The following is a 24175-nucleotide window of genomic DNA, read 5'->3' on the forward strand; positions in this document are numbered from 1 at the left end:
CTATTCGCCCCTTATTGCGCCTGCCAGAGAATGACAGCCGCCGTTACCAACAAGTTGATCAGCGTCAGCGGCAGGCAGATTTTCCAGCCGAAGGACATTACCTGGTCATAACGCGGACGCGGCAATGCTGCACGGATCAAAATGAACATCATCATGAAGAACGCGGTTTTCAGCGCGAACCAGATGAATGGTGGTAAGAATGGACCCTGCCAGCCACCGAAGAACAGCGTTACGATAAGCGCTGAAACAGTGACGATACCGATGTATTCGCCCACGAAGAACAGACCGAACTTCATGCCGGAATATTCAATGTGATAACCGTCGGCCAGTTCCTGCTCCGCTTCCGGCTGGTCAAACGGGTGACGGTGACATACCGCTACGCCCGCGATGGCGAAAGTGATGAAGCCGAAGAACTGCGGAATCACGTTCCACAGGTGCGCCTGGTTGTTAACGATATCGGTCATGTTGAAGGAGCCAGCCTGCGCCACAACGCCCATCAGCGATAAGCCGAGGAACACTTCGTAGCTCAGGGTCTGCGCAGAAGCACGCATCGCACCGAGCAGCGAGTATTTGTTGTTACTCGACCAGCCCGCGAACAGAACGGCGTAAACCGCCAGGCCTGCCATCATCAGGAAGAACAGGATACCGATGTTGAGGTCGGCAACGACCCAGGTCGGACTGACCGGGACGATAGCGAACGACACCAGCAAAGAGGTGAACGCGATAACCGGCGCAAGGGTAAAGATAACCTTGTCGGTAAATTTCGGGATCCAGTCCTCTTTGAAGAACATCTTGATCATGTCCGCCACCAGCTGGAGTGAACCACCCCAACCTACGCGGTTCGGTCCGTAACGGTTCTGGAACAGACCGAGCAGACGACGTTCACCAAAGCTCATGAACGCACCGCAGGTGACGACCACCAGCAGAATGACGACCGCTTTCAGGATGCTTAACAGAATGTCGATAACATCCGGTGTTAACCAACTCATGCTTTCGCCTCCTGCAGATTCTCAATATGCGCACCTGCCAACACTGGCGCAATACCCGGCATACCCATCGGCAGACCGACCTGCCCTGCTGTCAGTGCATCGGAAAGCACCAGCGGCAGGTTGATGGTCTGACCGTCGTAGCTCAGTGCAATGTTTGCCCCGGCGTTGACGCCAAGCTTCGCGGCATCGACCGGATTGAGCTTGATGTACGGCTGCGGCATACGTTGCTGGAAGACCGGCGAACGCTGTGACATTTCGTCACTGCCGAACAGATGATAGTAAGGCGCAATACGCCATTGACCGTCCTGCGCTTCGAAGCTGGCCGGAACCTGCTCGAAGTAAGCCAGACCGTTTTCAGACGCTTCAATCAAACGCACGCCCGGATCGCCGTTACGCAGATGACCACCCACTTCAGCCTGGAACTTGTTCCATGCCTGCGGGGAGTTCCAACCTGGTGCCCACGCAAATGGAATTTGCGAACGTGCAGCCGTTGGCTGGTTGTTCCCTTCCATGGAGAAGGCGAACATGGTGTCTTTATCCTGCGGCTGACGCGGCTCGTGAACGCTGATATCCGCGCGCATGGCGGTACGACCGCTGGAGCGAATCGGTGAACGAGACAGTTTCTGACCACGAATACGGAACGACGCATCCGGCGCAGCGTCTTTGATACCTGCCAGCTGCGGAAGTGCAGCCACGGCAGCGTCAATGACGTGATCCAGCTGCGTCCAGTCAACTTCACGGCTTTCTAAGGTGCTGTGCAGCGAATGCAGCCAGCGCCAGCTTTCCAGCATGATGATGTTGCTGTCGTAATAAGCCGGATCGTATACCTGGAAGAAACGCTGAGCGCGGCCTTCGTTGTTGATGACCGTTCCGTCGCTTTCTGCGAAGCTCGCAGCGGACAGAACCAGATGCGCTTTGTCCATAATCGCGGTACGCTGATGGTCGATAACCATCACCAACGGCGCTTTAGACAGCGCAGCATCTACGCGGGCTGCAGAAGCATGACGATGCAGGTCATTTTCCAGCACCACCACCGCATCAGCAGAACCGGATTCCAGCTCGTCTAATGCCTCTTCCAGTGACCCCCCGCCAATCAGGCCGAGACCGACGCTATTCACAGCCCGGGCAATCATGGTCACACCGACGTCTGAACCGCGGCCTTTCAGGGCTTTAGCGACGTTAGCTGCCGCCTGAATCATTTCGGCGCTGCCGGAGTTGGTCCCGGAGACAATCAGTGGTTTTTTCGCACCGGCCAGCGCCTGCACGATAACGTCCACTTTGCCTTTCAGGTCGTTGCTCAGGCCTTCAACCGCTGGCGCACTGTTATCCAATGCGTGAGCGATAGCGAAACCTAAACGCGCCTGGTCTTCGACCGGTGCGCAGTAGGTCCACGCCGCGATGTCATCCAGACGAGTGTTGTCGACGTTGGTCACGAACAGCGGATGTTTCGCACGCTGACCGATGTTAAGGATCGCCGCAATCTGCCAGTCAGCCACTTTCTGGGCCGCTGCCATTTCACGTGCTTTACCTTTCACCGCCTGACGAACCGCCAGGGCAACGCGAGCGCCGGTCTGGGTGATATCTTCCCCGAGAACCAGAACGGCATCGTAAGATTCGATGTCACGCAGCGCAGGCGTATGAATGCCGCCTTCACGCAGCACTTTCAGTGCCAGCTGCAGACGTTCCTGCTCGCCTTTGGCGATACCGGTGTAGAAGTTATCCGCTCCGACCAGTTCACGCAGCGCGAAGTTGCTCTCAACGCTTGCGCGTGGAGAGCCGATGCCAATGACTTTCTTCGACTGACGCAGAATATCTGCGGCGCCCTGCATCGCCTGCTCGGCGTTAAGGGTGATGAAGTCGTCACCGCGACGCTGTACCGGCTGACGCGGACGATCTTTCAGGTTCACGTAGCCATAGCCGAAACGACCGCGGTCGCACAGGAAATAATGGTTTACGGTACCGTTATAACGGTTTTCGATACGACGCAGTTCGCCGTAGCGCTCGCCCGGACTGGTGTTACAGCCCAGAGAACACTGCTGGCAGATGCTTGGCGCAAACTGCATGTCCCATTTACGGTTGTAGCGTTCGGAGTGGGTTTTGTCGGTGAAAACGCCGGTCGGGCAGATTTCAACGAGGTTACCGGAGAACTCGCTCTCCAGCGTGCCATCTTCCGGACGTCCAAAATAGACATTGTCGTGCGCACCGTAAACACCCAGATCCGGGCCGTCGGCGTAATCTTTGTAATAACGCACGCAGCGGTAACAGGCGATGCAGCGGTTCATTTCGTGAGAGATGAACGGCCCCAGATCCTGGTTACGGTGGGTACGTTTGGTGAAACGATAGCGACGGAAGCTGTGACCGGTCATGACGGTCATATCTTGCAGGTGGCAGTTGCCGCCCTCTTCACAGACCGGGCAGTCATGCGGGTGGTTGGTCATCAACCACTCGACCACGCTTTCGCGGAACTGCTTCGCTTCTTCGTCATCAATAGAAATAAAGGCGCCGTCGGATGCCGGTGTCATACAGGACATCACCAGGCGGCCACGCGTGTCTTCCGCGTTTTGATATTGCTTCACCGCACACTGGCGGCAGGCGCCAACGCTTCCCAGCGCCGGATGCCAGCAAAAATAGGGAATATCAAGGCCGTGAGAGAGGCAAGCCTGTAACAGGTTGTCCGCTCCGTTGACCTCGTATTCTTTGCCGTCTACATGAATCGTAGCCATTAGCGTGCTTCCAGTTGGCCCGGTCGAAACCAGGCGTTAATCAAAATTCTTTTACACTTCATCCTTCAAGCCGCCTAAACGCGTCTGGAATGATTTCGCGTAGATAACTACCAGCGTGCTTTCAGCAGGTTCGGCTGGATCCCACCAATTGCATGGGTATTGCTGAACTGCTGCTTGATGCCTGCTTCGAATTCGTCGCGGAAATATTTAATCGCGCTCTGCAGCGGTTCAACCGCGCCAGGCGCATGCGCGCAGAAGGTTTTGCCCGGGCCGAGGGATCGACACAGTTGCTCAAGTGTCTCGATGTCGCCCGGCTGGCCTTCGCCCCGCTCGATAGCACGCAGAATTTTCACGCTCCACGGCAGACCATCACGGCATGGCGTACACCAGCCGCAGGATTCGCGAGCAAAGAACTCTTCCAGGTTACGCACCAGCCCGACCATGCCAATTTCATGGTCAACAGCCATCGCCAGCGCCGTACCTAAACGGCTTCCCGCTTTACCGATGCTTTCAAACTCCATCGGTAAATCGAGGTGCGATTCGGTCAGGAAGTCTGTTCCCGCGCCGCCTGGCTGCCAGGCTTTGAATTTCAGGCCATCACGCATACCGCCCGCGTAGTCTTCAAGAATTTCACGCGCGGTGGTGCCAAACGGCAGCTCCCATACGCCTGGATTCTTCACGCGACCGGAGAAGCCCATCAGCTTGGTACCCGCATCTTTGCTTTTCGAGATGTTCTGGTACCACTCCACGCCGTTCGCGAGAATGGCCGGGACATTGCAGAGGGTTTCTACGTTGTTCACGCAGGTCGGTTTACCCCACACACCGGAGCTTGCCGGGAATGGCGGCTTGGAACGTGGGTTGGCACGACGACCTTCGAGGGAGTTAATCAGCGCGGTTTCTTCACCACAGATGTAACGCCCTGCCCCGGTGTGAACGATCAGTTCGAAGTCGAAACCGGAACCGAGGATGTTTTTCCCGAGCAGACCGGCTTCGGTCGCTTCAGCAATCGCACGACGCAGGTGAACCGCGGCTTCGATGTATTCGCCACGCAGGAAGATGTAGCCACGGTACGCTTTCAGCGCGAACGCGGAAATCAGCATACCTTCCACCAACAGATGCGGCAGCTGCTCCATCAACAGGCGGTCTTTGTAGGTCCCCGGCTCCATTTCATCGGCGTTACACAGCAGGTAACGGATGTTCATGGATTCGTCTTTCGGCATCAGGCTCCACTTCAGACCGGTGGAAAAGCCCGCGCCGCCGCGCCCTTTCAGGCCAGCGTCTTTAACCTGATTGACGATTTCATCAGGAGCCAGGCTGCCCAAGGCTTTACGCGCTCCGGCATAGCCGTTTTTGCTCTCATATTCTTCGAGCCAAACCGGCTGTTTGTCTTCACGCAGGCGCCATGTCAGCGGGTGCGTTTCAGGAGTCATGGTAATGTTTTTCATTTATACCGCTCCAGCAGATCAGGGATCGCCTCCGGCGTCAGATGACTGTGAGTATCCTCATCAATCATCATGTTCGGCCCTTTGTCGCAGTTGCCTAAACAACAGGTTGGCAGGAGGGTGAAACGTCCATCAAAGGTGGTCTGGCCCGGCTTAATGTTGAGCTTTTGCTCAAGTGCCGCCTGAATACCCTGATAGCCCGTGATATGACAAACCACGCTGTCGCAGTAGCGAATCACGTGGCGGCCAACCGGCTGGCGGAAGATTTGGCTGTAAAACGTAGCCACACCTTCGACGTCACTTGCCGGGATACCCAGCACGTCGGCGATGGCGTAAATGGCCCCATCCGGCACCCAGCCACGCTGCTTCTGAACGATCTTCAGCGCTTCAATGGACGCCGCACGCGGATCTTCGTAGTGATGCTTTTCGTGCTCAATAGCGTCACGCTCAGCCGCACTCAGCTCAAAAGCCTCGGTTTGTGGTTGTTGATTCTCGTGCATAATTAGCGGTCCACATCTGACATAACAAAATCGATACTACCCAGATAAACGATCAGGTCCGAGACCAGGCTTCCGCGGATCGCGGCCGGGATCTGCTGCAAGTGCGCATAGCTCGGCGTACGAATACGGGTACGGTAGCTCATGGTGCTGCCGTCGCTTGTCAGGTAGTAACTGTTGATGCCCTTGGTCGCCTCAACCATCTGGAAGGATTCGTTGGCCGGCATGACCGGACCCCAGGAAACCTGCAGGAAGTGAGTGATCAGGGTTTCGATATGCTGCAGCGTGCGCTCTTTCGGTGGCGGCGTCGTCAGCGGGTGATCCGCTTTGAACGGGCCTTCCGGCATGTTCTTGTAACACTGTTCAAGAATGCGCAGGCTCTGGCGCAGCTCTTCCACTTTCAGCATCACGCGGGTGTAGCAGTCGGATACACCACCGCCAACCGGGATTTCGAAGTCGAAGTTTTCATATCCAGAGTACGGACGCGCCTTACGCACGTCGAAGTCTATCCCGGTAGCACGCAGGCCAGCACCGGTGGTGCCCCACTCCAGCGCTTCTTTCGCGGTGTACGCAGCAACGCCCTGAGAACGGCCTTTCAGAATAGAGTTACGCAGCGCGGCCTTCTCGTAAGAAGCCAGACGCTTTGGCATCCAGTCAAGGAACTCACGCAGCAAACGATCCCAGCCACGCGGCAAGTCATGTGCGACACCGCCGATACGGAACCAGGCTGGGTGCATACGGAAACCAGTGATCGCTTCGACCAGATCGTAGATTTTCTGCCTGTCGGTGAACGCGAAGAACACCGGCGTCATGGCACCGACGTCCTGAATGAAGGTGGAGATATACAGCAGGTGGCTGTTGATACGGAACAGTTCAGAGAGCATTACGCGGATAACATCAACGCGCTCAGGCACTTTGATCCCGGCCAGTTTTTCAACGGCCAGCACGTATGGCATTTCGTTCACACAGCCGCCGAGGTACTCGATACGGTCGGTGTACGGAATGTAGCTGTGCCAGGACTGACGCTCACCCATTTTCTCAGCACCACGGTGGTGGTAACCGATATCCGGAACACAGTCGACAATCTCTTCGCCATCCAACTGCAGGATGATACGGAACGCACCGTGCGCAGAGGGGTGGTTAGGGCCGAGGTTGAGGAACATGAAGTCCTCGTTTTCGGTGCTACGTTTCATGCCCCAGTCTTCAGGTTTGAAGGTTAGCGCTTCCATCTCCAGATCCTGCTTGGCTTTAGTCAGCTCAAACGGGTCGAATTCGGTGGCGCGCGCCGGGTAGTCTTTACGCAGCGGGTGCCCTTCCCAGGTATCCGGCATCATGATGCGACGCAGATTCGGGTGGCCCTCGATGTTGATGCCGAACATTTCCCAGGTTTCGCGCTCATACCAGTTAGCGTTAGGGAAAAGTTTGGTCACCGTCGGCACATTCAGGTCATTCTCAGACAGCGCAACCTTGAGCATGATGTCGCGGTTGCGATCGATAGACATGAGATGGTAGAAAACGGAAAAATCCGCGGCGGGTAACCCGTCACGGTGTGTGCGCAGACGCTCGTCCATGCCGTGTAAATCAAACAGCATGATGTAAGGCTTCGGTAATTTCTTGAGGAAATCGACCACTTCCAGTAACTGTTCGCGCTTAACCCAAACAACGGGTACCCCGGTGCGGGTCGGCTGAACGGTAAAGGCATCCGGCCCAAAACGGTTGCGCAGTTCGGCAATCACCGGGTCATCGAGATGATCCCGGGTCTGCCATGCGGCAGCTTCGTGCGCGGTTAAATCGGTCATATTGTTCACCATTGCAAAAGTTCCGTGGTGACTGTTGGGCGTGGCTCCGCGCTATTAATTTTGATATGCGAAGGCTTTGTCCACTGCCCACAGGCGCAAAGTTAAATCTCGTCGGGTGTCCGCAGATTCGTCACAGCAATACGTTCGCCGCGTTTACGCTCGCGCTCAGATTGCATGTTGGCGCGATACACGCCCTGATCGCCAACCACCCACGAGAGCGGACGACGTTCTTTGCCGATGGATTCCTGCAGCAGCATCAGAGCCTGCATGTAGGCTTCCGGACGCGGCGGGCAGCCAGGGATGTAAACATCGACCGGGATAAACTTATCGACGCCCTGCACGACAGAGTAAATGTCGTACATGCCGCCAGAGTTTGCACAGGCACCCATGGAAATAACCCACTTTGGCTCAAGCATCTGATCGTACAGACGCTGAATGACCGGGGCCATTTTGGTGAAACAGGTACCGGCAACCACCATCAGGTCAGCCTGACGCGGGGAAGCTCGCAGTACTTCTGCCCCAAAACGCGCAACGTCATGCACCGCAGTGAATGACGTCACCATTTCAACGTAGCAGCAGGAAAGGCCAAAGTTGTATGGCCAGATTGAATTCTTGCGACCCCAGTTGACCATATCGTGCAGGGCGTTTTCGAGCTTGCCCATGTACACGCTTTTGTTTACTTCCTGCTCAAGAGGGTCGGTTACGATCTCCTGTTTTTGCAGGGGGTAACGGTCGTTCTCACCGTTAGGATCTATGCGGGTGAGCGTATAATCCATCTTATTGCCTCGCTTTTACTGCGTATGACGATTAGTAGTACTGTCGGTTTCCGGGTTAACCAGCGTGCGACGGGAGCGCGAAGGCGTCCAGTCCAGCGCACCGATGCGGACGAGGTAAACCAGGCCTGCCAGTAGCACTAAAATGAAAATTGCGGCTTCAACAAAGCCCACCCAACCACTTTCGCGGATAGACGTAGACCATGCGTAAAGGTAAAGGGCTTCCACGTCAAAGATGACGAAGAACATGGCGACCAGGTAGAACTTCGCCGAGAGACGTAAGCGGGCTGAGCCCACAGAGTCGATACCCGACTCGAACGGGGTGTTCTTGCTACGCGCGCGCGCGCGACCGCCGAGATACCAACCGCCAATCAGCATCAAACAGCAGAGGCCTATGGCAATGATGAGAAATATAGCGAATGCCCAGTGATGAGCGATGACTTCAGTGGATGTTGACATACGCATTGCTTAACCAAAATAAGTAGCGCTGAAACTCTGCTCTGGCTGGCAGATGAACGCCACATGATTCATGGGGAGGAATGAAAAAACCACAAAATGTGTGCCACAAATGGCTTAAACATCTAAATGATGTGGTTTTTTACTCCTTTCTATAACCTTTTGTCAACTTTAACAAAAGTTTCCTCACATTAATTTACACCGAACACCTTTCATTAACATTAAATGCCCTTTAGCCTTTTCACGGTGAAATAACCGAGGGAATTTACGGTTGGTGAATCGTGTCCGTCTGAGGCTTAAACACGAATTACTCTTCTATTTTGACAGGAATCGCCGGTGATTCCTCCCCCTATTGGGGAGTATTTTCTTGATCTGAGACACGCTTTTGTTAATTCACACTGTAAACTGGCAACAATCTAGCCGTTTTTTTAACATTAGCAGGAAGTTGGAAGTTGGGTTTGTAAAAAGTGGAAAATGGAGCCAGGTAGTTAACAACCAAATGAAAAATAAGTATAAATAAACGGAACGGTACACATACGTTCACTCTTTACCCACAAAAAAGGCCGCTGAACACAATTTACGCTTCAGCGGCCTTTTTTTACACTTACAAATTGTTACCAGATAGAACCGGACTTGTTACTCTAAATCCTTCTCAGCAACAAGGTTATCGTCTCCCCCTTCGGAGGTAGATGTCCCGAACTGATAACAGGGATTATTGTAGCTATCCAGCGACTGGAAAATGGCCTGTACCAGCTCGTTCGGATTGTGAGTGTTGCAGCTCAGCAGATACTCGGTGTCGGGTAATTGCGGCAATCCATCACTTTTACCCAGTACGCGCAGTTCCGGGCTCATCATCTCCACCGGGCGCGCAGTGACACCTAATCCAGCCTTCACGGCTGCCCGTACGGCAGACAGCGTTGAGGCGACGTACGCCAGACGCCACGGAATGCGTGCGGCATTCAGGGTATCAATAATCATATCGCGGAATGGGCTTGGATCCTCGAGCAACACCAGCGGTACAGGTTCGCCTGGCGGGAGCATGTAATCCGCGGCGCAGTACCAAAGCGTTGGCGAGGTGCGCAATGAAATCGCTTCATACTGCGCCAGCCGATGGGTGGTTAACACCAGATCGACTTCGCTGGCCTGTAACATGTTGCCCATTTCGCCATGACGCTTAACGCGCACATCCAGCGCCAGCTTCGGGTAGACCGAACTGATACGGTTGAGCAAGAAAGGCAGAATGGTGTCTGCTGACTCATCAGAAGAACCGATGGTTAACATCCCCTGCAGGGAACTAAACATCAGCGATGTACATGCTTCATCGTTAAAGCGCAGAATTTTTCGCGCATAGCCCAGCAGCTGTATGCCATGTTCCGTCAGCAGCTTATTTCGACCATGACGGGCGAACAGCTCTTTACCAACCAGCTGTTCAAGGCGCTGCATCTGCTGGCTGACAGCAGACTGGGTACGACACACAGCAGCTGCAGCTGCAGCAAAGGTGTTCAGATCAGCGACCGCAACAAACGTTCTCAGCAGATCGAGATCGAGATTCAATATCGGACGATTTGCGTTAATCATATTCTTCACTTACAGGTTGCTTGTGCTGACCTGCCTGGTTGATGCTGTGCTCTAAGAAAATCAGGCAATTCCTTTTGAATCACATCCCCCGGTCCGGCAAGCCGGACGAATACCTGAAAGAGCGTTATTGCATTATAATTGCCTGCCTGCTTCTCGTTAAGCAGACCCCTTAGCTATATTTTCGTTTACATCTGAATGATGATTTAATTATTTCTGACACTTTTATGTGAGTATTTCCAATAAAACTGTTACTTTAACTTTAAATTCTTAAAGAACACTCAACAATAAAATAAAAAATTACAGGCACATCAAACACAACAAAAACACCAGCAATAACATTAAGTTATATTATCCCAGCAAGCACGAATATCACTTGAATGCTGATAATCAGAGCCTGCTTACCACGGCATCCTACCGCAAAACCTTTATATTTATAAGTGTTATTAGGTATTATCTTACATAAATTTTTAAATGTTAATCATGATCTCTAAATAAATTAACAAACCACAGAGACAACTTTGCAATTAATGAAGAAATAGTAATTATTTAAATATTGTTTCATTAACAAAGCTTAACAATGCATTCACAGAAAGTGATATTATCCCTCATCCATAGGGTAGCAAACCACCAGCTTTTAGTGGTTGAAATTTCGCCCGATATCAAAATAATCCGGCAGGATAGTCGGCGGCGGCCCAGGATAATTTAGTCAAAAATCCAAACGAAAAGGAAAATGACAACATTAATCACCACGATGAATACTAAACGTGGTGATATAGGCAGACGAAGCGGCCAAATTGCAGACAAACAAATCACACAGACATCACGCAATGTGCAAAATATTGTCCTGCCAACTCTTCAAAACACCCGGGATGGGGAGTACCTTATTCCGTGCAGACTTCCACGGCAGGGAGTGGCAAAACTAGCGAAAAGGTCAAGATTCATGTCCCCCATCGAAAAATCCAGCAAATTAGATAATGTCTGTTATGACATCCGCGGTCCGGTACTTAAAGAAGCTAAACGCCTTGAAGAAGAAGGCAACAAGGTTCTTAAACTGAATATCGGCAACCCGGCCCCGTTCGGCTTCGATGCCCCTGACGAAATCCTCGTCGATGTGATCCGTAATCTTCCAACGGCACAGGGCTATTGCGATTCCAAGGGCCTCTATTCGGCCCGTAAGGCCATCATGCAGCACTACCAGGCACGCGATATGCGTGACGTCACGGTAGAAGATATCTACATCGGTAACGGTGTGTCTGAGCTAATTGTTCAGGCGATGCAGGCGCTGCTCAACAGCGGCGATGAAATGCTGGTGCCGGCCCCGGATTACCCATTATGGACGGCGGCAGTGTCGCTCTCCAGCGGTAAAGCGGTGCATTATCTGTGTGATGAATCTGCAGGCTGGTTCCCGGACCTGGACGACATTCGCAGTAAAATTACCCCGCGCACGCGTGGGATCGTGATTATTAACCCGAACAACCCAACCGGCGCGGTGTACTCCAAAGAGCTACTGCTGGAAATCGTGGAAATCGCGCGTCAGAACAACCTGATTATTTTCGCTGACGAAATCTACGACAAGATCCTCTATGACGAAGCACAGCACCATTCGATCGCCGCCCTGGCGCCGGATCTGCTGACCGTCACTTTTAACGGCCTGTCAAAAACCTACCGTGTCGCGGGTTTCCGCCAAGGCTGGATGGTTCTGAATGGGCCGAAGAAACACGCGAAAGGCTATATCGAAGGGCTTGAAATGCTGGCCTCGATGCGTTTGTGCGCCAACGTTCCGGCTCAGCACGCCATTCAGACGGCGCTGGGCGGTTATCAGAGCATCAGCGAATTTATCGTCCCGGGCGGCCGTCTTTATGAGCAGCGTAACCGTGCGTGGGAATTGATCAACGAAATCCCGGGCGTCAGTTGCGTGAAGCCAAACGGCGCGCTGTATATGTTCCCGAAAATCGACAGTAAGCGTTTTAATATTCACGACGATCAAAAAATGGTGCTCGATTTCCTGCTGCAGGAAAAAGTCCTGCTGGTTCAGGGCTCCGCCTTCAACTGGCCGTGGCCAGATCACGTGCGTATCGTAACGCTGCCGCGCATGGATGACCTGGAAATGTCTATCTCGCGCTTCAGCCGCTTCCTGTCCGGCTACCGTCAGGCATAACACCGTCGACCGCCGGGGTTTGCATCCGGCGGTCAACTCAGCGCACAATGGGTAACCTGCTGTAACGCATCAAGGATCCCCATGAGCCAGAGTCATTTCTTTGCCCATCTTTCCCGTCTGAAGTTGATCAACCGCTGGCCACTGATGCGCAACGTGCGCACCGAAAACGTCTCCGAGCACAGTTTGCAGGTGGCGATGGTAGCCCATGCGCTGGCGGCGATTAAAAACCGCAAATTTAACGGTTCGGTGAACGCCGAGCGCATAGCGCTGTTGGCGATGTACCACGACGCGTCCGAAGTACTGACAGGTGACCTGCCGACGCCGGTAAAATACTTCAACTCGCAAATTGCGCAGGAATATAAAGCGATTGAAAAGATTGCCCAGCAAAAATTGGTCGATATGGTACCGGAAGAACTGCGAGATATCTTCGCGCCGCTGATTGATGAGCATCAGTGCAGCGAAGAAGAAAGACTGCTGGTTAAACAGGCAGATGCGCTGTGTGCGTACCTGAAATGTCTGGAAGAACTATCCGCAGGAAATAACGAGTTTTTGCTGGCGAAAAGCCGTCTGGAAAAAACGCTGGAATCGCGTCGTAGCCCGGAAATGGACTATTTCATGCAGGTCTTTGTGCCGAGCTTCCAGCTTTCATTGGATGAAATCAGTCAGGATTCGCCTCTGTAACTCGCTCTGCCCGGCGGCGCTTAATGTAAACTGTCCAACGTTAAGGGGTCAGTCCACTTAGCTTGCCGGGCCTATAAACCGCGAGCGCTCGCGCAGCCGGAGGATCGTATCAGAATGGGAACAACACCGGAATCAGCACCACGCACACCACCATCACTAACACCGTGAACGGCACGCCTATCTTCACAAAATCACTGAAGCGGTATTTCCCCGGCCCCAGAACAAGCGTGTTAACCGGTGAGGAGACTGGCGTCATAAATGCCGCCGAGGCAGCCATCGCCACCATCATCGCAAACGGATAAGGCGACACGCCCATCGATTTTGCCGCAGCCAGCGCAATTGGCGCCATCAGCACAGCGGTGGCAGTGTTGGATATAAACAGACCAATCGTGGCGCACATCACGAACAAACAGATCAGCATCAGATACGGTCCCTGCCCACCGCCGACTTCCATCAACCCTTTAACCACTAAATCAACGCCGCCTGTTTTTTGCAGGGCGAGCGCAAACGGCATCATCCCGACAATCAAAATAATGCTCGGCCAGTGAATGGCTTTGTAGGCGCTTTCGGCGTTGATGCAGCGGAATTTACCCATCAGCAAACAGGATACGATCGCGGCGATAGGGTTAGGAATTTCGTCCGTCAACATCAGAGCGACCATCAACACCAGGCAGAAAATGGCATGTGGAGCCTGACTGTGTGCCGGGGAAGCGTCGTTAACTTCGATTGGCATGTTATGCACCACAAAATCACGCCCCCGTTGCGAGAGTTGCGCTATCTGTTTCCAGTTGCCAACCACCAGCAGAATGTCTCCCAGCGCGATCGTTTCATCCACCACCGCACCGTCGACGGCTTTACCTTCGCGTTTCATGCCCACCACATTCAGCCCAAAGCGGGTACGAAATTCCATTTCCCGCACCGTTTTTCCTACCTGTTCTGAATCCGGGATCAGCGATACTTCGGCCATGCCGACGTCCAGCGCCTGATCGGAAAAATACTCGCCGCGCAGCACCATCGGCTCCAGCAACTGCTCCGTGCAAAACTGTCTCAGGTCGACGTCTGCCGCTGACATATCAATCAGCAGGACGTCACGCGCATGAAACTCCGACACACCGTTAACGTTGACAATTACCCGACGGAAACGCCGCCAGCGCTCCACGCCGATCACGTTTGCGCCGTATCGCTCACGTAGTTTGAGGTCATCCAGACGCAGGCCAACCAGTGGCGAGCCCGGACGAATAGCCAATCGGCGCGCACGGCCGTTCAGGCGATACTCTTTGATTAAATCGCGAAACGTGCGGCGTTTATCATTCTTTTGGTTTTCGTCGTCGCCGGGAAGCATAAAACGCACCAGCAGCATATACACAATGCCGAGCAACAGAACCACCAGGCCTATCGGCGTCACGCTAAAGAAACTGAAACCTTGCAAACCTTCGCGGAGCAGCTCGCTGTTAATCACCAAATTTGGCGGTGTAGCGACCAGCGTCATCATGCCGCTGATAAGCCCGGCAAAACTCAACGGCATCATTAAGCGCGATGGCGAGGTATTCATGCGCATGCAGACGCTAAGCACCACAGGAATGAAGATGGCTACCACGCCAGTGGAGCTCATAAACGCGCCAAGCCCCGCCACCGTCAGCATCAGGAACACCAGCATCTTGATTTCGCTGTTGCCCGCCACTTTCACTAGCCATGAGCCCATACTGGTGGCAACGCCGGTGCGTACGAGTCCGTCGCCGATGATAAACAGCGCGGCGATAAGGATAACGTTAGGATCACTGAAGCCGGAAAAGGCTTCGCTGAGGGTGAGCGTTCCGCTCAGAACAAAGGCAACAATAACCAGCAGGGCGACGGCATCCATGCGCACTTTGCCAGTGGCGAAAAGCAGCACCGCCACCGCCAACAGGCACAACACCCAAATCAGTTCACCGTTCACAACGTGTCCTTGTCAGAAGAGAGTCTTGTCAGAGAAGAGAGCGATCATTGTGGCATAAAAAAGCCCCGCCGAAGCGAGGCCAGATCATGCGTTTAGTCTTTCAGACGCACATCAACTGTGCCATCGAGCTGCCGGTTAATGCTTAGCGCTTCGAGCGTGGTCAGTACGAAGTCCGCTTCGTTTAACCGCGGTGCATCGCCGGGCACGTTCACGGCAATTACGTGACAGCCTGCCGCGAGACCAGAAAGCATCCCCGCCGCCGCGTCTTCCACTACTGCGCATTCTGCCGGGGCAAAGCCCAACAGTTCAGCGCCGAGCAGATACGCATCAGGCTCCGGCTTACCGCGTTTTACCTGCTCAGCAGTGACAAACACTTTTGCGTCCGGCAGGCCCGCCGCGCGATGACGCGCATGTGCCACCGGAACGGAACCAGAGGTCACGATCGCCCACGGAATACCGGCATCATCCAGATGATTCAGCAACGCCAGCGCCCCCGGCAGAGCGGTGATCCCGGCGGTGTCCTCGGACTCCATTCGTTCGAGCCAGCTGAACTCCACCTGAATTTCCTCTTCGGTACGGCCAGGCAGGAAGTGGCGCAGCGACGTAATTGCCTGCTTACCGTGAATAAAACTCAGGACTTCACTGTGGCTCAGACCATGACGGTCAGCCCAATGACACCAAGAACGTTCTACAACCGGCAGTGAATCCACCAGTGTACCGTCGAGATCAAACAAAAAGCCTTTGCACTGCACGGTGGCCTCCATCAGGCATTAATAATCTGATTAATTTCGTTGCTGCTCAGGTGATACTGACGTGGACACGCATGCCATGCGCTGAGCATACGTTGGTATTTTTCCCACATTGGAGTCTGGGCGTTGAAACCGTGAGTACCGGCATCGAAATGGGTGTAACGGCCTTCGGTATTGACCATAAAGCGCACGTAGCCGAGATAGCGGGCTTCGGTTGCGGCATCGAAGCCGAGGAAAGTCACCCGACGTTCGTCCACGCCGTCTGCGTCTTTAAGGTTGGTCCAGGAAACGTGCAGCGCATGGTACATCTCCATAATGTCGATGATCACCCGGCAGGTTTCCTCGGTCAGCTGGCCAAATTCACGATCCAGTTCGCGCATTTGCAGACCGTAGCCGCGCTCGATGATCGTCTGCAGGCGGCGGTAACGCTCGGCGTTGTCGGGATCCATCATGGTCATCATTTTGTACTGATTTGACAAAATCAGACGTTGAGCGTTGGTCATTTCCATTTTCGACTCCTGTTGCGCTTACGCATGAAAAAAGAGGGCTTACAAAGTGTATGCCCTCTTTTATATGCGTTTTTGATAGTTAATTACAAATCATCAAGGAAAGTTTTATCCAATTGATTGAATGCGCGCTTAAGCGTGTCAGCTAACGCCTGGTAATCTGGCTTTCCTTCAAAAGGTGCCAGAACCTGGCCTGACTCCTGCAATTTTCCGCGCACTTCATAGAACCAGCTCAAAATCGTTGGCGGCAGCGGAGTGGCGGAACGCTTGCCCAGCCACCATAATCCTTGCATCGGCAGGCTCAGCGCAAACAGTGCGGTCGCAATGGCCGGGCCTAGTTGGCCGCCGAGGGCGATTTGCCAGCACAGCGTAAACACCGCAACCGGCGGCATGAAGCGAATAGCGTGGCGGGTGGCACGGATGACGCGGTTTTCAACAAACACCGGTGCCAGGCGTTTTTCCATCGGCCACGTCTTCGCGTAGTGCTGCCCACGGCGGAACGAACTGAAAAAGTTTACCGGGCGGTTCTCGGGTGTCGACATGGCGTTACCTCAACTTCACAGATAAAAAATCAAAATTTCGTGCAAAACAACAACTATGCATGACAACGTTCAAAACATTTTGGCAATAAAGGCGGCATTCAGGTATCCTGTGCGGCCTGAGATGGGCGTAGACCCACTCTCGCGATTCGTCAAATTATTGCACATTCTGCCATCGGTTGAAAATTGTGCAAAACTGAAGGATGAATCACCCGAATTTCTTTCATCATGCCTGCTAAAAGTATTGAGCATGATGTTAATCATAAATGTCAGCGTCATCATGCGCTACGCTCTTTGACTCACTGACGTTTTTTTAGCCACATAAGATTAATAGGTACTTCCATGTCGAGTAAGTTAGTACTGGTTCTGAACTGCGGTAGCTCTTCACTGAAATTCGCTGTCATCGACGCGATCAATGGTGAAGAATACCTCTCTGGTTTGGCCGAATGTTTCCATCTCCCTGAAGCACGTCTGAAATGGAAAATGGACGGCGCCAAACAAGAAGCGGCTTTAGGTGCAGGCGCCGCTCACAGTGAAGCGCTTAACTTTATCGTTAACACTATTCTGGCACAAAAACCAGAACTGTCTGCTCAGCTGGCGGCTATCGGTCACCGTGTTGTTCACGGCGGCGAAAAATACACCGGTTCTGTGATTATCGACGATTCCGTTATTCAGGGTATCAAAGATGCAGCCTCTTTTGCACCGCTGCACAACCCAGCACACCTGATCGGCATCGCGGAAGCGCTGAAATCCTTCCCGAACCTGAAAGACAAAAACGTTGCTGTCTTCGACACCGCGTTCCATCAGACCATGCCGGAAGAGTCTTACTTATATGCTCTGCCGTACAGCCTGTACAAAGAACACGGCGTTCGTCGCTATGGCGCACACGGCACCAGCCACTTCTTCGTGACTCAGGAAGCCGCTAAAGTTCTGAACAAGCCGGTTGAAGAACTGAACATTATCACTTGCCACTTGGGCAACGGTGGTTCTGTTTCTGCTATCCGTAACGGCGAATGTGTTGATACTTCCATGGGTCTGACCCCACTGGAAGGTCTGGTCATGGGCACCCGTTCTGGTGACATCGACCCGGCAATCATCTTCCATCTGCACGACACCCTGGGCATGAGCGTTGATGCAATCAACAAAATGCTGACCAAAGAGTCTGGCCTGCTGGGTCTGACCGAAGTCACCAGCGACTGCCGTTATGTTGAAGACAACTACGAAACCAAAGCAGACGCTAAACGTGCAATGGACGTTTACTGCCACCGCCTGGCGAAATACATCGGTTCTTACACCGCGCTGATGGACGGTCGTCTGGACGCTGTTGTCTTCACCGGTGGTATCGGCGAAAACGCCGCGATGGTTCGCGAACTGTCCTTGGGTAAACTGGGCGTTCTGGGCTTCGACGTTGATCACGAGCGCAACCTGGCTGCCCGCTTCGGCAAGTCTGGCTTCATCAACAAAGAAGGCACCCGTCCTGCCGTGGTCATCCCGACCAACGAAGAATTGGTCATCGCACAAGACGCAGCTCGTCTGACTGCCTGATTCCACACCGCCAGCCTAGCTGGCGGTGCTGTTTTGGATCCCGCCAACCCTTGGCGGTAACGAAAGAGGATAAATCGTGTCCCGTACAATTATGCTGATCCCTACCGGAACCAGCGTCGGTCTGACCAGCGTCAGCCTTGGCGTTATCCGCGCTATGGAACGCAAAGGCGTTCGTCTGAGCGTCTTTAAGCCAATCGCTCAGCCGCGTGCCGGTGGCGATGCGCCAGACCAGACCACGGCTATCGTGCGTGCTAACTCCAATCTGCCAGCAGCTGAACCGCTGAAGATGAGCCACGTTGAATCTCTGCTCTCCAGCAACCAGAATGACGTGCTGATGGAAGAGATCATCGCTAACTACCACGCGAACACTCAGGATGCTGAAGTGGTGCTGGTTGAAGGCCTGGTCCCGACCCGTAAACACCAGTTCGCACAGTCCCTGAACTACGAGATTGCTAAGACGCTGAATGCGGAAATCGTGTTCGTAATGTCTCAGGGCACCGATACTCAGGAAGGCCTGAAAGAGCGTATCGAACTGACCCGTAGCAGCTTCGGCGGCGCGAAAAACACCAACATCACCGGCGTTATCGTTAACAAGCTGAACGCACCGGTTGATGATCAGGGCCGTACTCGTCCTGACCTGTCTGAAATTTTCGACGATTCTTCCACTGCGAAAGTTGTGAAAATCAATCCGACAGACCTGGTAGCATCCAGCCCGCTTCCAATGCTGGGCGCGGTGCCATGGAGCTTTGATCTGATTGCTACCCGTGCAATCGATATGGCTCGTCATCTGAACGCGACCATCGTGAACGAAGGCGACATCAACACCCGCCGCGTGAAGTCCGTGACCTTCTGTGCGCGCAGCATTCCGCACATGCTGGAACACTTCCGCGCAGGCTCTCTGCTGGTGACCTCCGCAGACCGTCCAGACGTGCTGGTTGCAGCATGTCTGGCAGCAATGAATGGCGTTGAAATCGGTGCCATCCTGTTGACCGGTGCATACGAAATGGATGCGCGTGTGAGCAAGCTGTGTGAACGTGCGTTCGCCACTGGCCTGCCAGTATTCATGGTAAACACTAACACCTGGCAGACGTCCTTGAGCCTGCAGAGCTTCAACCTCGAAGTGCCGGTTGATGACCATGCGCGTATCGAAAAAGTGCAGGAATATGTGGCTAGCCACATCGATGCCAACTGGATCGAGTCACTGACTGCAACGTCTGAGCGTAGCCGTCGTCTGTCTCCGCCAGCGTTCCGCTACCAGCTGACCGAGCTGGCGCGTAAAGCAGGCAAACGCGTTGTTCTGCCAGAAGGCGACGAACCACGTACTGTGAAAGCGGCTGCTATCTGTGCAGAGCGCGGTATCGCGACCTGTGTACTGCTCGGCAACCCGGAAGAAATCACCCGCGTTGCGGCTGACCAGGGTGTTGAACTGAGCGCAGGCATCGAAATTGTCGATCCGGAAGTGGTACGTGAAAGCTACGTCGCGCGCCTGGTCGAACTGCGTAAGAGCAAAGGCATGACTGAAGCCGTGGCTCGCGAGCAGCTGGAAGACAACGTTGTGCTCGGCACCATGATGCTGGAGCAGGACGAAGTTGACGGTCTGGTTTCTGGCGCGGTTCACACCACCGCCAACACCATCCGTCCACCGCTGCAGCTGATCAAAACTGCGCCGAACAGCTCACTGGTTTCTTCTGTGTTCTTCATGTTGCTGCCTGAACAGGTTTATGTTTACGGTGACTGCGCGATTAACCCGGATCCAACCGCTGAGCAGCTGGCCGAAATCGCTATCCAGTCTGCGGATTCCGCTGCTGCATTCGGTATCGACCCGCGCGTAGCCATGCTCTCCTACTCCACCGGGACTTCCGGCCAGGGTAGCGACGTTGAGAAAGTGCGTGAAGCCACTCGCATCGCGCAGGAAAAACGTCCGGACCTGGTTATCGACGGCCCGCTGCAGTATGACGCCGCCGTAATGGCAGACGTTGCGAAATCCAAAGCGCCGAACTCTCCGGTTGCAGGTCGCGCTACCGTGTTCATCTTCCCAGACCTGAACACCGGTAACACCACCTACAAAGCGGTACAGCGTTCAGCCGACCTGATCTCCATCGGGCCGATGCTGCAGGGTATGCGCAAACCCGTCAACGACCTGTCTCGTGGCGCGCTGGTAGACGACATCGTCTACACCATCGCACTGACCGCGATCCAGTCGTCTCAGCAGGAATAATCCTCCGCTGAAATGCAAAAGGCAGCCAAATGGCTGCCTTTTTTATTACTTCAATTTGTCTACAGCAGTTCCTTCGCCGCTTTCACGATCTCATCCGCCGTCAGGCCATATTCCTGTTGCAGGAAATCCTGCGTTCCGACCTGACCATACCGTTCTTTCACGCCCACACGACGCATCGGCACCGGACAGGTTTCGACCAGCACTTCTGCCACCGCCGACCCCAGGCCGTTATGAATACTGTGATTTTCACAGGTCACGATACGCCCGGTTTTTTCGGCGTAGTTTTTCACCAGCATCCGGTCGATAGGCTTTAACGTAAACATATCGATGACCGCCGCACTGATGCCCTCACGCTCCAGACGACGAGCGGCTTCTAGCGCTTCTGCCACCATAATGCCGTTCGCGATGAGCGTGATGTCGTCGCCTTCACGCAGCACGTTGCCTTTGCCGATGGTGAAAGTTGAGCCTTCCTGATACACAGACGGGGCCTGCTTGCGGATGGTGCGCACCCAGTAAAAACCTTCCAGGTCAATCAGCTGATTTAGGATGTCCTTAAACATGGTGGCATCGGTCACTTCCATCACCACTGAGTTCGCCAGCCCGCGCACAATGCCCATATCTTCAAATGACATGTGCGTCCCGCCGTTATGACAGGCAGTGACGCCCGCATCGGAGGCGATGACTTTGACGTTATTACGCTGGTAGTCGAGCGACATAAACAACTGGTCGAAACAGCGGCGGCTGGCGAACGCAGTGAACGTATGCACGAACGGCTTACGACCGGTCAGCGATAATCCTGCCGCGGTGCCAATCACGTTCGCTTCCATAATCCCGCAGTTAATCACCTGCTGCGGGTATTTTTTATGGACGCTATCCATCGCCATCGAACTCATCAGGTCGGCTTCGAGCGCGATGATTTCGCTGCCCGCTTCAATCTGATCCGTCACAAATCCGGCATAGACTTTACGCATCTCGATCGCGTCTTTTTCTCCCGCAGGTGCAACCTTAATCATGTGTGGCCTCCAGTTGGGCAATGGTGTCGTTCAGGGTTTTTCTCATGTCGTCGGTCAGGCGCAGGTGGTGCGAGTTACCCAGATTTTCCAGATACGGCACGCCCTGCCCTTTGATGCTGTCGAGGATAATCAGCCGTGGTCGGGCATTCGCTTCGGGCACCGGTTTCACCGCGTCTATCAGGCCAGGAATGTCGTCCCCCTTCACCGTGACCACGTCATAACCGAAGGCGGTGAATTTTTCGTGCAGGTCGAACGCGCAGATGATTTCATCCAGTTCGCCGTCGAGCTGCTGCTTGTTCCAGTCGACAAACACCGTCAGGTTATTGAGTTTGTGATGTGCGATGAACTGGAACGCTTCCCAGCACTGGCCTTCGTTCAGTTCGCCGTCGCCGACGATACAGAACACGCGGTTACTGCGCCCCGCCAGTTTGTGCGAGAGCGCCATGCCTCCGGCAATGGAAATCCCCTGGCCCAGCGAACCGGTTGTGGCATCCACGCCGCGCGTTTTCAGCCTGTCCGGATGGCTCGGCAGTTTGGTGCCGTTATGGTTCAGGGTGCTTAGTTCTTCCTGCGGAAAATAGCCTTTGATGGCGAGCGTGCTGTACAGCGCCGGGCCCGCGTGACCTTTCGACAACACGAAATAGTCGCGCTCTTTCCAGTCCGGGTCGCCCGGGTCGATGCGCATTACGTCGCCATAGAGCACCGCCAGGGTTTCCACCACCGACATGCTGCCGCCATAATGACCAAACCCAAGGTCCGTCAGCGATTTCAGGGTGGCAACGCGGATATCGCGCGCCAATTGAGTGACTTCTGCAACCGTACTCATCATTTGGCTCCTGTATTTTGCGGGGAATCATTGCCAGCGACTTTGCCTTTGGCCAGATAGTTGAACAGCACCAACAGCGCGAAGATAACCACCACCAGGCCGGTTATCGCCATTGGTGACAGATAACGCGCGAGGTTGCCCAGCACGATGCCCACCGCACCGAAATCGGCATCAGAGAATGTGGTGTTGGCAAAGCCCAGCGCGCCGAGAACTGGCAGCAGTAATACCGGCAGGAAGGTGATCAGCAGGCCATTTGCGAACGCGCCGATCATTGCTCCGCGACGTCCGCCGGTGGCGTTACCGAACACGCCCGCGGTTGCGCCTGTGAAGAAGTGAGGCACGACGCCCGGCAGGATAAGCACCCATTTGAACTGTCCGCAGAGGAACAGCCCCACCAGGCCGCCAAGGAAGCTGAACAGGAAGCCAATCAGCACCGCATTTGGGGCGTACGGATACACTACCGGGCAATCGAGTGCCGGACGCGCATTCGGGACCAGTTTTTCCGAGAAGCCGGTAAATGCCGGAACGATTTCCGCCAGAATCAGTCGCACGCCCTGCAGGATGATGAACACGCCTGCCGCGAAGGTGATCGCCATGATGATGGCGTAGACGAGATAGTTCTGGCCGCCGCTGAACTGCGCCTCAACGTACTCACGCCCGGCGCAAACCGCCATAATCAGATAAATGATCATCATGGTCAGTGAAATGGAAATGGAACTGTCGCGCAGGAAACTGAGGTTTTTCGGCAGGTTCATCTCCTCGGTTGAGCGAGAACCTTTGCCCACTTTGCTGCCAATCCAGCCAGAAAGCACGTAGCCGAGCGTCCCGAAGTGACCAAACGCGATGTCGTCATTACCGGTTATGCGCTTCATATAACGCTGCGCAATGGCCGGGAAAAACGCCATGATCAGGCCCAGGATCAGCGAGCCGGTAAACACCAGACCGATGCCTTCAAAACCTGCGACGGTGAGGATGACCCCAATCATGCAGGCCATGTAGAAGGTGTGATGCCCGGTCAGGAAAATGTATTTCAGACGGGTGAAGCGAGCTACCACAATGTTCGCTACCATGCCGAAGGCCATGATCAGCGCCGTCGCTGCACCATATTTTTCCAGCGCGATGGACACAATCGCTTCGTTATTCGGAATTATCCCTTGAATATTGAACGCGTGTTCAAACATCCCACCCAGTGGGTTCAGCGAGCCCACTAAAACACCCGCGCCACCGCCCAGCACAATAAAGCCCAGAATGGTTTTTACCGTGCCTTTAACAACGTCTGAAAATGATTTTTTCTGCGCTACCAAACCAATCAGTGCAATTAAACCCACCAGCACTGAAGGGACTTTAAGAATATCTACCACAAAATTAAGCGATTCGAGGATAAACATATCTGCGCCTCACTCTCTGAGAGATAATTGATTAACGACCGGCGAAATAAGCACTGAGCTTATTTTCCAGTTCATTGATGTCGATAATATTATTAATAACCACCAGTTGGTTATCCGGTACGCTGGCGCTTTCGGCGATGTCTTTTGCCATCACAAAGAGATCTGCCGCGCCCGGCGTGGCTGATGAAAGGTCTGAGTGCTCCACCTCTGCTTCGATATTCAGTTTCTTGAGGATTTTTTTAATATTCATCTCGACCATAAAACTACTGCCAAGGCCGGATCCGCAAATCGCCATAATTTTCATTATTGTCACCTTTTTTTTCGTAGAGTCAGCCCGCACGTTACCCGTGAGTAAAATG

21 protein-coding genes are annotated in these 24175 nt (G+C 53.9%); 4 read left to right on the forward strand and 17 right to left on the reverse strand.

Going from position 1 to position 24175, the window contains the following annotated elements; translation table 11 throughout:
* Nucleotides 1-11: 11 nt before the first annotated feature.
* The 8 genes from nuoH to lrhA all read right to left on the reverse strand — a co-directional run bounded on the left by nuoH (nt 12) and on the right by lrhA (nt 10257).
* Nucleotides 12-989 carry an NADH-quinone oxidoreductase subunit NuoH gene (nuoH, locus tag MUU46_RS09715; protein ID WP_110509255.1) on the reverse strand — a complete coding sequence of 326 codons (978 nt, stop codon included), beginning with the start codon at nt 987-989 and terminating at the stop codon, nt 12-14.
* Nucleotides 986-3712: an NADH-quinone oxidoreductase subunit NuoG gene (gene nuoG, locus MUU46_RS09720; RefSeq protein WP_159761988.1), complete on the reverse strand. Its 2727-nt coding sequence runs from the start codon at nt 3710-3712 to the stop codon at nt 986-988. The genes nuoH and nuoG overlap by 4 nt, the downstream gene beginning before the upstream one ends.
* Nucleotides 3713-3819: 107 nt before the next feature.
* On the reverse strand, nt 3820-5157 hold the full coding sequence (gene nuoF / locus MUU46_RS09725; RefSeq protein ID WP_159761989.1) for an NADH-quinone oxidoreductase subunit NuoF: 1338 nt from the start codon (nt 5155-5157) through the stop codon (nt 3820-3822).
* Nucleotides 5154-5654, reverse strand: coding sequence for an NADH-quinone oxidoreductase subunit NuoE (gene nuoE / locus MUU46_RS09730; protein ID WP_110509249.1), 501 nt, complete (start codon nt 5652-5654; stop codon nt 5154-5156). The genes nuoF and nuoE overlap by 4 nt, the downstream gene beginning before the upstream one ends.
* 2 nt (nt 5655-5656) lie before the next feature.
* A complete protein-coding gene (nuoC, locus tag MUU46_RS09735) occupies nt 5657-7462 on the reverse strand; it encodes an NADH-quinone oxidoreductase subunit C/D (protein WP_159761990.1) in 1806 nt (601 codons plus the stop codon).
* A gap of 89 nt (nt 7463-7551) precedes the next feature.
* A complete protein-coding gene (gene nuoB / locus MUU46_RS09740) occupies nt 7552-8226 on the reverse strand; it encodes an NADH-quinone oxidoreductase subunit NuoB (protein ID WP_097161758.1) in 675 nt (224 codons plus the stop codon).
* Between the two features lie 15 nt (nt 8227-8241).
* Complete coding sequence (nuoA, locus tag MUU46_RS09745) at nt 8242-8688, reverse strand: NADH-quinone oxidoreductase subunit NuoA (RefSeq protein WP_159761991.1); 447 nt, start codon at nt 8686-8688, stop codon at nt 8242-8244.
* A gap of 627 nt (nt 8689-9315) precedes the next feature.
* Nucleotides 9316-10257, reverse strand: coding sequence for a transcriptional regulator LrhA (gene lrhA / locus MUU46_RS09750; protein ID WP_258965420.1), 942 nt, complete (start codon nt 10255-10257; stop codon nt 9316-9318).
* A 940-nt stretch (nt 10258-11197) separates the two neighbouring features.
* Here lrhA and alaA point away from each other — a divergent pair.
* Nucleotides 11198-12415 carry an alanine transaminase AlaA gene (gene alaA, locus MUU46_RS09755; protein WP_159761993.1) on the forward strand — a complete coding sequence of 406 codons (1218 nt, stop codon included), beginning with the start codon at nt 11198-11200 and terminating at the stop codon, nt 12413-12415.
* A gap of 81 nt (nt 12416-12496) precedes the next feature.
* Nucleotides 12497-13096, forward strand: a complete 600-nt coding sequence (gene yfbR, locus MUU46_RS09760; RefSeq protein WP_110509238.1) for a 5'-deoxynucleotidase — start codon at nt 12497-12499, stop codon at nt 13094-13096.
* Nucleotides 13097-13205: 109 nt separating this feature from the next.
* On the opposite strand, the gene MUU46_RS09765 is transcribed toward yfbR, so the two are convergent.
* The 5 genes from MUU46_RS09765 to MUU46_RS09785 form a co-directional block, all read right to left on the reverse strand.
* Nucleotides 13206-15032 (reverse strand): SLC13 family permease, encoded by a 1827-nt coding sequence (locus tag MUU46_RS09765; RefSeq protein WP_258965421.1) that lies wholly within the window; start codon nt 15030-15032, stop codon nt 13206-13208.
* 92 nt (nt 15033-15124) lie between these two features.
* Nucleotides 15125-15784, reverse strand: coding sequence for a sugar phosphatase (locus MUU46_RS09770; protein ID WP_258965422.1), 660 nt, complete (start codon nt 15782-15784; stop codon nt 15125-15127).
* 11 nt (nt 15785-15795) lie between these two features.
* Nucleotides 15796-16290: a YfbU family protein gene (locus MUU46_RS09775; protein ID WP_159760392.1), complete on the reverse strand. Its 495-nt coding sequence runs from the start codon at nt 16288-16290 to the stop codon at nt 15796-15798.
* An 83-nt stretch (nt 16291-16373) separates the two neighbouring features.
* Nucleotides 16374-16829, reverse strand: coding sequence for a terminus macrodomain insulation protein YfbV (yfbV, locus tag MUU46_RS09780; RefSeq protein ID WP_159760394.1), 456 nt, complete (start codon nt 16827-16829; stop codon nt 16374-16376).
* A 69-nt stretch (nt 16830-16898) separates the two neighbouring features.
* On the reverse strand, nt 16899-17108 hold the full coding sequence (locus MUU46_RS09785; protein ID WP_159760396.1) for a hypothetical protein: 210 nt from the start codon (nt 17106-17108) through the stop codon (nt 16899-16901).
* 60 nt (nt 17109-17168) lie between these two features.
* On the opposite strand from MUU46_RS09785, the gene ackA reads away from it, so the two are divergent.
* Both ackA and pta read left to right on the forward strand, forming a co-directional pair.
* A complete protein-coding gene (gene ackA, locus MUU46_RS09790) occupies nt 17169-18371 on the forward strand; it encodes an acetate kinase (protein ID WP_159760398.1) in 1203 nt (400 codons plus the stop codon).
* A gap of 76 nt (nt 18372-18447) precedes the next feature.
* Complete coding sequence (gene pta / locus MUU46_RS09795) at nt 18448-20589, forward strand: phosphate acetyltransferase (RefSeq protein WP_159760400.1); 2142 nt, start codon at nt 18448-18450, stop codon at nt 20587-20589.
* 59 nt (nt 20590-20648) lie between these two features.
* Here pta and MUU46_RS09800 read toward each other — a convergent pair whose 3' ends face one another.
* Genes MUU46_RS09800 through MUU46_RS09815 form a run of 4 tightly spaced genes read right to left on the reverse strand, consistent with a single transcriptional unit; the run spans nt 20649 to nt 24120 of the window.
* The gene (locus MUU46_RS09800; protein ID WP_159760402.1) at nt 20649-21602 is read right to left on the reverse strand and encodes a transketolase family protein; all 954 of its coding nucleotides are present in this window, start codon (nt 21600-21602) and stop codon (nt 20649-20651) included.
* On the reverse strand, nt 21595-22428 hold the full coding sequence (locus tag MUU46_RS09805; RefSeq protein ID WP_258965539.1) for a transketolase: 834 nt from the start codon (nt 22426-22428) through the stop codon (nt 21595-21597). Before MUU46_RS09805 ends, MUU46_RS09800 begins: the two co-directional genes overlap by 8 nt.
* The gene (locus MUU46_RS09810; protein WP_159760404.1) at nt 22428-23816 is read right to left on the reverse strand and encodes a PTS ascorbate transporter subunit IIC; all 1389 of its coding nucleotides are present in this window, start codon (nt 23814-23816) and stop codon (nt 22428-22430) included. The genes MUU46_RS09805 and MUU46_RS09810 overlap by 1 nt, the downstream gene beginning before the upstream one ends.
* 31 nt (nt 23817-23847) lie before the next feature.
* Entirely contained in the window at nt 23848-24120 is a 273-nt protein-coding gene (locus tag MUU46_RS09815; RefSeq protein WP_258965423.1) for a PTS sugar transporter subunit IIB, read from the reverse strand.
* Nucleotides 24121-24175: the final 55 nt, after the last annotated feature.

It is taken from the genome of Scandinavium tedordense, assembly GCF_024764965.1.
Classification (GTDB): Bacteria; Pseudomonadota; Gammaproteobacteria; order Enterobacterales; family Enterobacteriaceae; genus Scandinavium; species Scandinavium tedordense.